This window comes from Corallococcus exercitus (assembly GCF_042231735.1).
GTDB classification, from domain to species: Bacteria; Myxococcota; Myxococcia; order Myxococcales; family Myxococcaceae; genus Corallococcus; species Corallococcus exercitus_B.
In genome coordinates this window covers 1,960,464-1,974,081 of record NZ_CP102577.1, presented here as the reverse complement: position 1 = coordinate 1,974,081, position 13,618 = coordinate 1,960,464, and the positions used below count along the sequence as shown (strand labels likewise).

9 protein-coding genes are annotated in these 13,618 nt (G+C 70.9%); 4 read left to right on the top strand and 5 right to left on the bottom strand.

Annotated elements, in window-relative coordinates; all coding sequences use genetic code 11:
• The first annotated feature begins 13 nt into the window (after nt 1–13).
• Nucleotides 14–781, top strand: coding sequence for a hypothetical protein (locus tag NR792_RS07460; protein WP_375759375.1), 768 nt, complete (start codon nt 14–16; stop codon nt 779–781).
• Nucleotides 782–814: 33 nt separating this feature from the next.
• On the opposite strand, the gene NR792_RS07455 is transcribed toward NR792_RS07460, so the two are convergent.
• Together NR792_RS07455 and NR792_RS07450 are read right to left on the bottom strand one after the other, a co-directional pair.
• Nucleotides 815–1,732 (bottom strand): DUF2381 family protein, encoded by a 918-nt coding sequence (locus tag NR792_RS07455; protein WP_375759374.1) that lies wholly within the window; start codon nt 1,730–1,732, stop codon nt 815–817.
• A 24-nt stretch (nt 1,733–1,756) separates the two neighbouring features.
• The gene (locus NR792_RS07450; RefSeq protein ID WP_375759373.1) at nt 1,757–3,577 is read right to left on the bottom strand and encodes a protein kinase; all 1,821 of its coding nucleotides are present in this window, start codon (nt 3,575–3,577) and stop codon (nt 1,757–1,759) included.
• A 191-nt stretch (nt 3,578–3,768) separates the two neighbouring features.
• Here NR792_RS07450 and NR792_RS07445 point away from each other — a divergent pair, with 191 nt between their 5' ends.
• Entirely contained in the window at nt 3,769–4,128 is a 360-nt protein-coding gene (locus NR792_RS07445) for a helix-turn-helix transcriptional regulator (protein WP_375759372.1), read from the top strand.
• Nucleotides 4,129–4,161: 33 nt separating this feature from the next.
• Here NR792_RS07445 and NR792_RS07440 read toward each other — a convergent pair whose 3' ends face one another.
• The 3 genes from NR792_RS07440 to mutS all read right to left on the bottom strand — a co-directional run bounded on the left by NR792_RS07440 (nt 4,162) and on the right by mutS (nt 10,362).
• Nucleotides 4,162–5,082, bottom strand: a complete 921-nt coding sequence (locus tag NR792_RS07440) for a universal stress protein (RefSeq protein WP_375759371.1) — start codon at nt 5,080–5,082, stop codon at nt 4,162–4,164.
• Between the two features lie 108 nt (nt 5,083–5,190).
• Nucleotides 5,191–7,467, bottom strand: a complete 2,277-nt coding sequence (locus NR792_RS07435; RefSeq protein WP_375759370.1) for a hypothetical protein — start codon at nt 7,465–7,467, stop codon at nt 5,191–5,193.
• Nucleotides 7,468–7,587: 120 nt separating this feature from the next.
• A complete protein-coding gene (gene mutS / locus NR792_RS07430) occupies nt 7,588–10,362 on the bottom strand; it encodes a DNA mismatch repair protein MutS (protein WP_375759369.1) in 2,775 nt (924 codons plus the stop codon).
• A gap of 151 nt (nt 10,363–10,513) precedes the next feature.
• Between mutS and nhaA the strand changes: the two genes are divergently transcribed.
• Together nhaA and NR792_RS07420 are read left to right on the top strand one after the other, a co-directional pair.
• Nucleotides 10,514–11,866: a Na+/H+ antiporter NhaA gene (gene nhaA / locus NR792_RS07425; protein WP_375759368.1), complete on the top strand. Its 1,353-nt coding sequence runs from the start codon at nt 10,514–10,516 to the stop codon at nt 11,864–11,866.
• Nucleotides 11,863–13,548 carry an ABC1 kinase family protein gene (locus NR792_RS07420; RefSeq protein ID WP_375759367.1) on the top strand — a complete coding sequence of 562 codons (1,686 nt, stop codon included), beginning with the start codon at nt 11,863–11,865 and terminating at the stop codon, nt 13,546–13,548. The genes nhaA and NR792_RS07420 overlap by 4 nt, the downstream gene beginning before the upstream one ends.
• Nucleotides 13,549–13,618: the final 70 nt, after the last annotated feature.

The following is a 13,618-nucleotide window of genomic DNA, read 5'->3' as shown; positions in this document are numbered from 1 at the left end:
ACAGGGGGGATTCATGAAGGCGAGCGGATTCGTGTTGGTGGCGGTCGTTCTGGCGTGGGCGGGCGTGGCGGGGGCGGAGCCCCGGCCGGCCCAGCTCCTCATCTGGGGTGGCGGCAAGGACACCGCCGAAGCCGAGGCGTCCCTGGGCCGGTGGCAGGAGCGCGCGAAGAAGAACGAATGGGGCGGGACGCTGAAGGTGGCCGAGGGCTACCCGCGCATCGTCCAGAGCGACACCGTGCCGGGGCTCAAGCCGGGTTTCGTGGTGGTGGTGCTCGGAGCCTGTGAGCCGGCCGCGGGGCCGAAGGTGCTGGAGACGCTCAAGGCCTTCGAGCCCGCCGTGTACGCGCGCGACGTGACGTGGGCGCAGCCCCTGGCGTGCCCCCAGCTCGGCCCCGAGTGGCGTGTCGTCCAGTCGAAGTCGTGGAAGAAGAAGGACGGCACCCTGACGGCCGTGCTCCTGCAGACTCCAGAGACGAAGGAGCCGAACGAGACGCCCCGCCAGGCCTTGCGCGTGATGCTGCGAGCCTCCGACGGGCGGCTGCTCGGCCTGGACGAGCGCAGCGGCACCCCCGTCGTGGATGACTTCACGGGGAAGCTGACGTTCATCCCCACCCTGGACGGAGCGGGGCCGACGGTGACGTACCTCACCTACGGGGGCGGCTGCACGGGGGGGCCGAACGTCTACGAGACGCGGGTGAAGTACGCCAGCGACGGCGACACGCTGTCGCCCCAGGTCCGCGAGCGGACCCTCGTGGACAACTCCAACACCTGCGACGACTGAGGGCCGCGGACGCACGCCTGCTGACGAGAGCGCTCAGGGGAACGTCACGTTGCCAAGCGTGATGCTCCGTGGTCCGTCGGCTTCCCAGAGCTTGAGCGAGAAGGGCCCGTGGACAGCAGCCGCCGGCGCCTCGGCCTCGACAATCACGCGCCCGCCGGGGCTTCCTGGCAATATTGGCGTGACTTGCCACACTCGAAGGATCTTCAACGCCTCGCCAGACCTGCCTTTAAGTGTCGCCCCCTCCGCCGTCCAGGGCAGCGTTCCAGTCTTCACATCAATCCAGGCATCCACTGCCACCAGCGTGCTGGAGCGATAGCTGTTGACGATGGGGGACCTCAGCCCATTGGCCGACGTTATCGTGACAGCCTTGGTCAGAACCTGCCCCGCCACACCGAGCGGGTCCAATCCGCCATTGAAGAGAATGCCCGTCAAGCCACCGGGTGCCTTGTGCTCGGATTTCAGGCGCGCCAGTTCTTCTTGGCAACGGAAGGTCTCCGCGCGCGCATCCCGGACTTCTTGCTGATACGTCTCTATCGTCCGCTGTGCCCGGTAGACTTCGATGGTGGCCTCCGCTTTCGCTGGATGAACCTTCAGCAGGAACACCGCGCTCGATGGCGCCGCGCCGTCCCGGAAGCGCACCACCAGCTTGAATCGCTCGCCTGGGGTGGCGCTCACTGAAGGCACAAGCCTGAGGGTGGCCTGCCCCACATCCACCAGGGAAAAGCGTTGGCGGCTCTCCAACTCGATGCTCTCGCGCTGCAGTTCTGAGTCGAAGAGAAGCATCGTGGAAAGGCCCGGGCTGACCACCACTTCATTGACGCGCCCAGCTTCCTCCGGACTCAGTTCGATGCGCCGTGCCCCTGGCACGGAGGACGAAACCTCCAGCTGTGCAGCAGCCGAACTCCCAACGAGAAGCAGCCCCAGCAGAACGAAAAGCGATGAAGAAGACACTCGTCAGTCTTTCCGTGGAAGTCGCTACTCGAACTCAGTGACTGCCTTCACATACGCAATCGTCCAGATTCGCGCGTGAGAGGGAGAGTCATCGCCTGCTTCACGCGCCATCCCTCGCGGTCCCTCTTCGGCATGGGCATCAAAACATACAGGGAAGCTGTCGCCCTCTGGCGTCGTCGCCCAGGTGAGGCGAACATAGACGCGGTCACGTACGATGCTCCGCCCCGACAAGACGGAGCCGCCCGGCAGGCCCTTCCAGCCACCCATGAGGTGGATTTCCACAGGGCCCTCTCCGATGGAAATGATCCGAGAGTCTCCCATCGAGAAGCGCGCCGGCTGCTTGTCCCTAATGGCCACGCCCCGCTTCGCCATGGCCTTCACTGCCCCAACGGGACACGGCTCTGGCGGCGGAGCCGGACGCACCTGCGGACCCGGGCACGCGAGCGCGGTGCAGGCCGCCGCCGTGCTCACCGCACGCGCCATGACGCCCACGCCCTTCTTCGCGGGCTTCGAGGGGAGCTGAAGGGGCTGCGACTCGTTCGGCGGCGTCGTCACGGTGGCTGAGTCCTCCTGGAGCGTCGCGGGGAGCGCGACGGCCGCGGCGGTGGCCTCCGGCCCGGTGGGAGCTGCGGCGCGGTCAGCTTGAGGGGACTCCCCGGAGGGCGCTACTTCCTGACGGACGGGGTCCACTGGTGCGACTCGCGACGTCCAAAGCCTCAGCGTGGCCCCCGCCGCGATCAGCACCAGGGCCAGCGCCACCATCGCCCAGGCCCGCGAGCGTCTCCGCGGCTTCGGCGCCGGCTTCACGGGGGGCCCGGGCTCCGTCGTCTCCGCTTCGGCAGCGGGCGGCGGTGCCCGCTTGCCCCGGCGAGGCCGGTGCAGCGGCGCACGCAGCCACCGGTCCAGGCTGTCCCTGCCCCCTTCCGTCGTCGCGGTGTCCTCGCCGAAGGCATCGCAGAGCGGTACGTCCCACGCCGTGTCCGCGCCCGCAAGCACCCGCTCCAGCTCCGTCGCGGCGGCCAGGGCGCTCGCCGTGCGCGTCTCCGGCGTCTTCTCCAGGAGGCGCATGCACACGTCGCTCAGCGCTCGGGGCACCCGTGCATTCTCCTCGTGGGGCGGGGTTGGAGCGCGGGTCATCACGTCCTCGATGAAGCTGGCGTCGTCGGTCCCATCGAAGGGCTTCCGCGCCGTCAGCAGTCCGTAGAGGACCAGGCCCAGCGCCCACAAATCGTCCGAAGGGCCAGCGCTGTACCGGGCTCCGGGTGTGCGCGCATGCTGCCGGAAGAACCTCCAGGCCTCCGGAGCGCGGTACTCCGGCGTCCCGGGCGGAAGGATGTCCTCCGTCAGGTCCCGCGCGCCCTCGTAGTCGCCGATCCCGAAGTCCACCAGCTTGGCCAGGCCGTCCGAGGCCCGCACCATGACGTTGGCCTCCTTCACGTCCCGGTGCAGCACCCCCGCCGCGTGCGAAGCCGCCAGCGCCCGCGCCACGTCCAGCACCCCGCGAGCCACCTGCCGCGCCGTGGGGTTCTCCTCGTCCGCCCACGTGTCCAGCCGGCGCCCGTCCACGTACTCCATGACGATGACGGCGAACCGCGGCGCCCCTGTCGGCCACAGGCCGTAGCCCTGGAGGCCCACGACGTTGGGGTGGCGCAGCTTCAAGAGGATGGAGACTTCGCGCTCCACCCGCTCGCCCACGCGCGGCAGGTGCAGCAACTTCAAGGCGAAGGCCTGCCCCGCGTTGCGCGCGAGGTACACCGTGCCGAAGCCCCCCTGCCCCAGCTGGCGCTCCACCGTGTAGCCCAGCACCTCGGCCCCGGGCAGCAGGATGGCGGGCGGCGGCTTCATGGTGTCCTCGCTCGGGGACTTCGGGCCACTCGCATGCGACGTCCTCCCAGCGGGGGCGCGCACGCTACCAGAAGCACGAGAAGCCCGGGAAACCATCCCCGCGAATCCACCGCGCGGGACGTGCGCAATCCCCCCTCTGGGGCTTGCCCCAATGGATTCACTGTTCTGGCTCTCCCAAGTACATAGGGTGCATGAACGAAGAACTGGCCATCACCATCGGCAGAGCGGCCCGTGTCGCCCGCGAGGAGCAGGGCCTGACCCAGGCCGAGGTGGGCCCTCGCGTCGGCCTCCTCTCCACCGTCTACAGCCGCCTGGAGCGCGGGAAGATGCTGCCCAGCGTCCCGACGCTCTACCGGCTCTGCACGGAGCTGAGGGTGTCCCCGGAGGACATGCTGGGCCTCACCGCCCTGGTGCGAGGCCGCAAGGGCCAGCGCCCCCGCGCGCGTGAGGACGAGGCCCCCGCGCTGCGCCGCCTGCTCTACCTCGCGCGCAAGCTGGACGCGGAGAAGCTCGAAGCACTCCTCCACGTCGCCACGGCCCTGACCCGCTGACGGCCACCGCCAACGGGCAGCGGCCTGTCTGGCTCATGGCGCCCCGTCGCGATCCATGGCGGGGGGCCGGACCACGAGGACGTCGCAGCCGGCCTCTCGAATCACATCCGTCGCCACGCTCCCGAGCAGGATGCGCGACACGCCGGAGCGCGCCTGGGTGCCGAGCGCGAGCAGGTCCGCCCTGTGCCGGCGCGCTTCCTTGAGGATGATGGAGTACGGGCTGCCGTGCTCGAGCGCCTGGTGGTAGCGCAGGCCCAGGGTGTCCAGGTGCCGGTGAAGCGGACGGAGCTCGCGCAGCGCGGCGTCCTTGAACCGTGCCCGGTACCGCGCGCGCTCCTCGCGCGTCAGTCCGGGGAAGACCATGTACTCCAATGGCGACTCGTACGCGTGGATGAGTCGCAGCGAGGCGCGCGGCTCCAGCAGGGCGGGCAGGAAACCCGCGGCGTGCCGCGACGTCTCCTCGGCGTCCACGGCCACCAGGGGGCGGCGGTAGCGGTCCTCCACGAGCCCGTGGACCACGAGCACCGGGGGCTGGCCGTACCGGATGACGTGCTCGGCGGTGGAACCCAGGAACAGGTCCCGGACGGGCCGGCGGCCATGCCGGCCCAGGACGACCAGGTCCGCGCCAGCCGACTGGGCCAGGCGCACGAGGGTGGGGGCCGGCTTCCCGAACACGAGCCGCGCCTCGACGGAGGCGCTGGAGCCCTCGGCGTGAAGCGAGGCGTGGAGCTCCTGCGCGGCGACGGCCAGCGTCCTGGCGGCCCGCTCCCGGGCCTGCTCCACGAACTCCCGGGGCGCCCGTCCCGGCAGCGCGTGCACCAGGATGACGGCCGCCCCCGGGTCGAGCGGCAGGCGGGCCGTCCGCTCCACGGCGCGCGCTCCGGCGGGTGAGAAGTCGGTGGCAACGAGCACCGACCGGAGGGACGGCGGCGTCGGTCTTTGCGTGGGGCTCATTCCGTAGGATAGGGCCACCCCTGTCCGAGCCGCGCCAGGGCGCTCTCATGCCTTCGGGCGCCCTCCCCTCCGCTCGCCGGCACACCGGCGTGGAGTGCCGCGCCCGCGTCAGCGCTTCACCCGCTCCAGGAAGCTGGCCGCGTTGCGGGGCCCGATGCCCTCGAAGTTGCCCAGGCGGTTGCCCATCTCGCGCAGGTAGCGGATCCACTGCTCCTGCTTCGACAGCCCCGGCGGCATGCCCAGGGTCGGGGCCATGCTGGCGAAGTCCTTCACCATGGACGCGAAGGTGCTCAAGTCCCGGAGGCTGGGCTTGCCCCCCGTCAGCGCGGTGTCGGACAGCGAGTGGAGCATCCGGTAGCGTTGATCCGGGGTGAGCCCGAAATCATTGGCCACCTTGTCCAGCTGGGGCAGCGTCGTCGCGGCGGTGGGGAAGAACTCCGGGAACGTCTTGCCCAGGCCGAGCACCTGGTCGCGCGTCCACCCGGTGGACTTCACGAGCGACTCCACCTGCTCCGGCGACGAGTACTTCTCCAGGTTGAGGACCTGCTCCGAGTCCGCGCCCGAGCGGCTCAGCAGCGTGCGCTGTTCCGCGCGCAGCTGCGACGCGGCCTCGTATTCCTGCCGCATCACGATGCCCATGCTGACCAGCTCACCAAGGACGTAGACCGCCGCGCCCGCCGCCGCCAGCGGGGCCCCCACGCCCGTGGAGCCCAGCGCGATGAGCGCCCCGCCCACGAGCCCCATCGTGTCCCCGGCGATGGACAGGCCGGTGCCCACGTTGCCCTTCCCGTCCGCGATCTCCTTGCCCTGCACCACCAGGTCCAGCGCGGCCCCGAGGGCGCCCAGGCCGCCCGCGAACTTCGCGGCCACCAGCGCGCCGCCGGACTTGTTCGCCGCGGACAGCGCGGTGCTCGTGAGGCTGGTCAGCTGCTGCGCGGAGAACGTCCCCGCCCACAGCTTCCCCAGCGTGTCCTGCGCCTTCGCGGATTGGTTCGTCTGGAAGATGCCAATCACCAGGCCCGCCGCCGCGAGGGGGGCGCCCCACCTGGAGCCGGTGGCCTCCAGCGCCTGCAACTTCGACAGGCCCGCCTGGGACCTTCCCGCCGCCACGTCCCGCAGGCCCTCGAGCCCCGTCCGCATCGACTGCGTCAGCTTGCCGGAGTTCGCCTTGATGTCCGTGAGCGAGCTCCCGGCCTGCTGCCCCAGGTAGCCCAGGGTCAACACGGTCTGGAGGTGGTCCACCGCCTGCGTGGGCGTGGCGTTGGGGAACTTCTCGTAGAAGCTCACCAGCGCGCCGGAGACGGCCTTCTCCCGCACGGTGTCCAGCGGCAGCGACGCCATGAAGGGCGCGAACGCGGAGCCGGGCGCCTCCATCTTCGCGGCCCACTTGAGCGCCTCCGCGGCGCCCTTCGACTGGGCCAGCGCGGTGTACGCGGCCTGGATGGACCGGGCGTGGACGGAGCCATCCGGCCCCCGCAGGGCCTGCTCCAGCTGGGGCGCGTTGCGCGTGAGCGCGTCCTCCAGCGTCTTCGCCTTCCCGTCGAAGCGGGCGTAGTCGCCGCCGTGCAGCTTGCGGAACTCCTCGATGTACGCGCGCTGCTGCGTGTCGGTGAGGAACGGCCCGAATGACGCGATGTCCCCCGCCAGCCGCTGCTCCAGCGCGTCCCGCTCCGCCAGGGCCGCCGTGTACGCCAGCTCCGCGGCGTGCACCTCGGCCACCGCCGAGTCCAGCTTCGCGTCCACGGCCGGGCTGCCCAGGCAGGACACCAGCACGTCGCGGTCCGCGGGCAGCAGGTGGCCGCGCTTCGCCGCCGCCTCCAGCGCGGGCTTCATCGTCGCGGCGCTCCCCTGCCGCGCCACCGTCTCCAGCGCGCTGTCCGCCACGCGCAGCGTGCCCACGGAGGTGATGCCCGGGGGACGGGGCGGCGGGTTGGGCACCGCCTCCTTCACGCCGTGGGCGAAGTCCTTCGTCAGCGCGTCCTCCAGCGTGCGCGCGGGCGTGGCCTGCAACAAATCAATGAGCTTCGCCTGGAGCGCGGGGTTGCCCGCCGCCTTCTGCAGCGCCGCGTTCGCCGCGCCCGTGAGGTTTTGCGCCTGCGAATAGCCCTGCGTCAGCAGCGACCACGCCTCCGCCACGTTCACCGTGGCCGCGCTGTCGCCCACGGCCTGCGTGGACGAGACACCCGTCGCCGTGGAAGTGGCGGAAGCCGTCGCACTGTACCCCAGCAGGTCCGGTCCCTTGCGCGGTGGAGCCCGCTCGAAGTCATCCGGCGGCGCGGGAGGCGGAGGCGGAGGAGGCGGCGGCGGAACATACGGCTCCGGCTCCCACGTCGTGTTCACCTGTGACGCGCCAGACGACGACCCTGCACTCGAAATGGTGCTCATACGCAGCCCTCCCCCAGGGCAAGCGGACGGAAGCACCGTTGTGGAAACAGCCCCCTCGCTTCCGTCCTGATTCCATTATCGAACCAGGACGGAAGTAATTGCGTGCAGCCGCACTGTCCCTCAGGACGAGCCCAGCTCCTGCTTCAGCTTCGCCAGCAGGTTGAGCGCGTCCAGCGGGGTCATCCGGTCGATGCTTGCGGAGCGGAGCATCTCCAGGACTTCCGCGTGCGCGGGAGGCACGGGCGGCGCGGCCACGGCGGCCGGAGCCGGCGGCGGGCCACCAAACAACCCCAGCTGCCCCGCGTTCGTCGCCGCGCGCTTCGGGGCGCGCACCGCCACGCGGGGACGGCCCGCGTCGTCCAGCTCACCGGACTCCAGGTTCTGGAGCAGCTCGCGGGCGCGCGACACCACCTCTGGCGGCAGCCCCGCGAGCTTCGCGACCTCGATGCCGTAGGAGCGGCTGGCCCCGCCGGGCACCAGCTTGCGCAGGAAGATGACCTTGCCGCCCTGCTCCTTCACCGCGATGCACAGGTTCTTCACCCGGGGCCGCTCGCGCGCCAGGTCCACCAGCTCGTGGTAGTGCGTGGCGAAGAGGGCCCGCGCGCCCACCTTGTCGTGGAGGTGCTCCGCCACCGCCCACGCGATGGAGAGGCCGTCGAACGTGGACGTGCCTCGGCCAATCTCATCCAGGATGACCAGGCTCTTGTTCGTGGCGTGGTGGAGGATGTGGCTGGTCTCCGTCATCTCCACCATGAACGTGGACTGCCCGCGCGCCAGGTTGTCCGCCGCGCCCACGCGCGTGAAGATGCGGTCGCACAGGCCGATGCGCGCCGCCTTCGCCGGGACGAACGAGCCCGCCTGCGCCATCAGCGCCGTCAGCGCCACCTGCCGCATCACCGTGCTCTTGCCCGCCATGTTCGGGCCGGTGATGACCAGGAGCTGCGCGTCCTCCGGATCCAACCGCACGTCGTTGGGGACGAAGGACTCGCCCGCGCCCAGCATCCGCTCCACCACCGGGTGCCGGCCGCCCGTAATCGTCAGCCCCTCCCCTGAGTCCACCTGGGGCCGCGTGTAGCCGTACTCCGCCGCGCACCGCGCGAAGGACACCAGCGCGTCCGCCGTGGCCACGGCCTCCGCCGCGGAGCGGATGCCCGGCGCCGCGGCGATGACCTTCGTGCGCAGCTCCTCGAACAGCTGGAGCTCCAGCACCACGCGGCGCTCCTCCGCGGTGAGGACCTTCTCCTCGTACTCCTTCAGCTCCTCGGTGACGAAGCGCTCCGCGCCCACCGTGGTCTGCTTGCGGATGTAGTCCTTGGGCACCGCGTGGAGGTTCGCCTTCGTCACCTCCAGGTAGTAGCCAAACACCTTGTTGTAGCGGATCTTCAGCGAGGAGATGCCCGTGCGGTCCTTCTCCCGCTGCTCCAGCTTGAGCAGGTAGTCCTTGCCGGACGTGGACAGCGCCACCAGGTCGTCCAGCTCCGCGTGGAAGCCCGGCCGGATGAACCCGCCCTCGCGGATGACCACCGGCGGCTCGTCCTGCACCGCGCGCAGCAGCAGGTCCGCCAGCTCCGGCAGCGCGCCCAGCGGCCCGGAGAGCGACTTCAGGAGCGCCGAGTCACACCGCGAAAGCGCCGCGCCCAGCCTGGGCAGCTGCGACAGCGACAGCCCCAGCGCGCGCAGGTCGCGCGCGTTGCCCGCGCCCAGCGACAGCCGGCCGCACAGCCGCTCCAGGTCGCCCACCTCCTTGAGGGTGGCCACCAGCTCCTCGCGCCACACGCTCTTGCCGGACAGCTCCTCCACCGCGTCCAGCCGCGCTTCGATCTCCGGCAGCGAGCACAGCGGCGCGGACAGCCAGCGCGCCAGCTTCCGCGCGCCCAGGCCCGTGGCCGTGCGGTCCAGCACGCCCAGCAGCGACCCCTTGCGTCCGCCGTCGCGCAGGCTCTTGAGCACCTCCAGGTTGCCCCGCGAGGACTCGTCCATCACCAGGCAGCCGGCGCGCTCCTGGCGCGACAGCCGGTCCACGTGCGCCGCGGGCGTCTTCTGCGTGTCCTTGAGGTAGCGCAGCGCCGCCCCGGCCGCCCCGGTGGCCAGCGGCGAGCCGTCCAGCCCGAACGCGGACAGCGACTGCACGTTGAAGTGCGAGCGCAGGAACGCGGAGGCCCGGGTGGGCTCGAAGGCCGCGCCCTCCCCTTCCGCCACGGCCGGCACGCGCGACAGCCGCTGGCACACCTGCGCCACCTCCGGCGCGTCGCGCATGCCCGTGGGCACCAGCAACTCGCGCGGCTCCACGCGCGACAGGCCCTCCACCAGCTCCGACAGCCCTTGCGCCTCGAAGGTGTAGAACTCGCCGGTGGACGCCTCCAGCAGCGCCGCGCCGAAGCCCGCCTCGCCCCAGCACACGGCCGCGAGGAAGTTGCTGGCCTGCGGCTCCAGCACCTCGTCGTCCAGCACCATGCCGGGGGTGATGACCCGCGTTACTTCGCGCTGCACGATGCCCGGCCCCGCGCCGGGCTCCGTCACCTGCTCGCAGATGGCCACCTTGAGGCCGTGCTCCACCAGCTTCGCGATGTACCGGCGCGAGGAGTGGTACGGCACCCCGCACATGGGGATCTTGTCCGCGCCCTTGGCCCGGGCCGTGAGGGTGATCTGCAGGAGCTCCGAGGCCTTCACCGCGTCCTCGAAGAACATCTCGTAGAAGTCACCCAGCCGGAAGAAGAGCACCGTGTCCGGATGGAGCGCCTTCACCTCCAGGTACTGGCGCATCATCGGCGTCAGGGAGGCGATCTCCCGCGCTCCCGCGGGCGCCTCACCCGTTCCGACTTCCGGAGTCGTGTCCTCGTCGGGCAGCACCCCGGCCGCCGCCTTGCCTGTCTTGGTCTGCTGCGTCACCGCCATCCCCGACCTTCTCTCACGACCTTACCTCCGGATCAACGAACCGGATGCCCTACCTGCCGCGTATGCCTACCATCGCTGTCCGACATTTCGGCGGGCCCGTTTCCGAAAACGGTTTCCAGGCCCTCCGCCCCCCGGCAGGCTGCCCGCCGACATGGCGACCTCTCCCAAGACGAACCGTCCTCCCGTCCCCGCCCTGTTCCAGGTGGCGCTCGCCCCCGTGCAGGCCTTCTTCCGCCTGGAGGCCAGCAGCGGCATCCTCCTGGCGCTGTGCGCGGTGGCCGCGCTCGCGTGGGCCAACTCCCCCTGGGGCGCCTCCTATGTCGCCGTGTTCGACGCGCCCCTGCGCCTGGAGGTGGTGGGCCACGGCGGCCACTTCACCTTCCGCGAGCTCATCAACGACGGGCTGATGACGCTCTTCTTCTTCCTCGTGGGGATGGAGATCAAGCGCGAGCTGTCCTCGGGCGAGCTGCGCACCTTCTCCCGCGCCCTGCTCCCGCTCATCGCCGCGCTGGGCGGCATGGTGGTGCCCGCGGGGCTCTACCTGGCCTTCACCCACGGCACGCCCGCGCAGGGCGGCTGGGCCATCCCCATGGCCACGGACATCGCGTTCGCCATCGGCTGCCTCACGCTGGTGAAGGCGCGCGTGGGCCACGGGCTGGTGGTGTTCCTCACCGCGCTCGCCATCTTCGACGACATCGGCGGCATCCTCGTCATCGCGCTCTTCTACGGCACGGGCCTGCACGTCGAGTGGCTCGCGGTGGCCGCGGGCGTGGTCGCGGTGCTCTGGGGCCTCAACCGCTTCTACGTGCGCAACGGCCTGGCCTACGCGCTGGCCGGCGTGGCGCTCTGGTACGCCATGCACCACGGCGGCATCCACGCGACGCTGTCCGGCGTGGTGCTGGGGCTCTGCATCCCCGCGCTGCCCAGCCGTCCGGGGCGCGAGGTGCTGGAGGAGCTGGCGGCGTACGTCAACGGCCTCGTCTCCCGGCCGGACGACGAGAGCGCGCGGGGCGCGCAGCTGTTGCACATCGAGGAGGCGCTGGAGGACATCGAGCCTCCGCTCAACCGCTTCGTGCACCTGTGGCACGGGTACGTGGCCTACGGCATCGTGCCCCTGTTCGCGCTGGCCAACTCCGGCGTGGACGTGTCCAGCATGTCCCCTTCGGACCTGCTCAAGCCCCTGCCCCTGGGCATCATCGTGGGCCTCTTCGTGGGCAAGCAGCTGGGCATCTTCCTGTTCACCTGGGCCGCGGTGAAGGCGGGCGTGTCCCCGCTGCCCGCGGGCGGAAGCTTCGGCCAGCTGCACGGCGTGGCGGTGGTGGCCGGCATCGGCTTCACGGTGGCCCTCTTCGTGGGCGGGCTGGCCTTCGCCGGACAGCCGGCCCTGCTGGCGGAGGCCAAGCTGGGCATCCTGACGGGCTCCCTGCTCTCCGCCGTCGTGGGCTACGTCCTCTTGCGCTACGTGGCCCGCCCGGCCCAGGCTGCCCTCCAAGCACCGCCATGAACCTCCAGGACCTCAACCGCATCCGGCAGATCGCCCTCATCGCCGCGCGCCACGGCTTCGGTGAGGTGACCGAGCGCGCGGGTGTCTGGCGCCTGCTCGGAGGGCGCAAGGAGAAGGTGGAGGTCTCCGACGAGGCCCGCCGCGAGTCCACCGCGCGCCGCTTCCGCCGCTTCCTGGCGGAGCTGGGCCCCACGTTCATCAAGCTGGGCCAGGTGCTCTCCACGCGCGCGGACCTCCTGCCCGCGGAGTTCGTGGACGAGCTGGCCACGCTCCAGGACAACGTGGAGGCCATCCCGCTGGAGGCCGTCCACGCGCAGATCCGCGAAGCGCTGGGCAAGGAGGTCCAGGAGCTGTTCGCCCAGGTGGATCCGGAGCCGCTCGCCGCCGCGTCCATCGCCCAGGTGCACCGCGCGGTGACGCTGGACGGCGAGGAGGTCGTCATCAAGGTGCAGCGCCCCGGCATCGCCCAGCGCATCGACGCGGACCTGGGCGTGCTGCGCTCGCTGGCGCGCCTCCTGGAGGCCGTGGTGGAGGAGACGGGCATCTACACGCCCTCCGGCATCGTGGACGAGTTCGACCGGGCCATCCACGAGGAGCTGGACTTCATCAACGAGGCCACCAACATCCGCGCGTTCCTGGAGAACCACAAGGACCGCCCGTACCTCAAGATTCCGCGCGTGCACGCGGCGCTCTCCAGCCGCACCGTGCTCACCATGGAGTTCATCCGCGGGGAGAAGATCAACCCCGCCGCGCTGGCGGAAGCGGACCGCAAGCAGATTGCCCAGCACATCCTGGAGGCCAGCTTCCGCCAGCTCTTCGACGACGGCCTCTTCCACGGCGACCCGCACCCCGGCAACGTGCTCCTCATGGAGGGCAACCGGCTGGCGCTCCTGGACTTCGGCGTGGTGGGCCGGCTCACCCGCCCCATGCAGGAGACGCTGGTGATGCTGTGCCTGGCGGTGGCGCTCAAGGACAGCGACTCCGTGGCGCGCATCCTCTACCGGGTGGGCGTGCCGGACGCGAGAGCCAACCTGATGGGCTTTCGCAACGACATCGAGTCCATCCTCGGCCAGCACCTGCCCACCACGCTGGGCCAGGTGGACGCGCGCACGCTCCTGCGCGACCTGCTGGACCTGGCGGTGAAGTACCGCATCCGCATCCCCAAGGAGTACGCGCTCCTGTCGCGCGCCTCCATCTCCACGGAGGGCATGCTGCGCGGGCTCTACCCGGAGCTGAACATCCTGGAGGTCGCGCTGCCGTACGCGAAGGAGCTGATGGCGGGCCGGTATGATCCCACCCAGCTCCAGGGCGGCCTGATGCGCACGCTCCTGCGCTTCCAGTCCATGGCGCAGGACCTGCCCACCCAGCTGTCCCAGATCCTGCTGGACCTGGAGACGGGCAAGTTCAGCGTCACGGTGCGCGCGGAGCAGTTCGACAAGCTCAACGAGAACCTGCGCAGCGTGGCCGTCATCGCCTTCCTGGGCCTGTGCGCGTGCGGCTTCATCGTGGGCGCCTTCATCGCCTTCGCTCCCCGGCCGCCCATGTACGGGAACACGCCGGTGCTGGGCATCGTGGGCATCGCGCTGGCGGCGGCCCTCTTCGGCGCGGTGCTCACCTGGTACCTGTTCGGCGGCCGGTTCGGGAAGGTCAGCGTCACCCGCTTCCTCAAGAAGCGCAGGTAGCCTCCGGTCCCCGCCGGCCCTGTGGCGAGGCAGGTGCGACACCGGCACACCCGGCGAGGGGCAGGCGGGC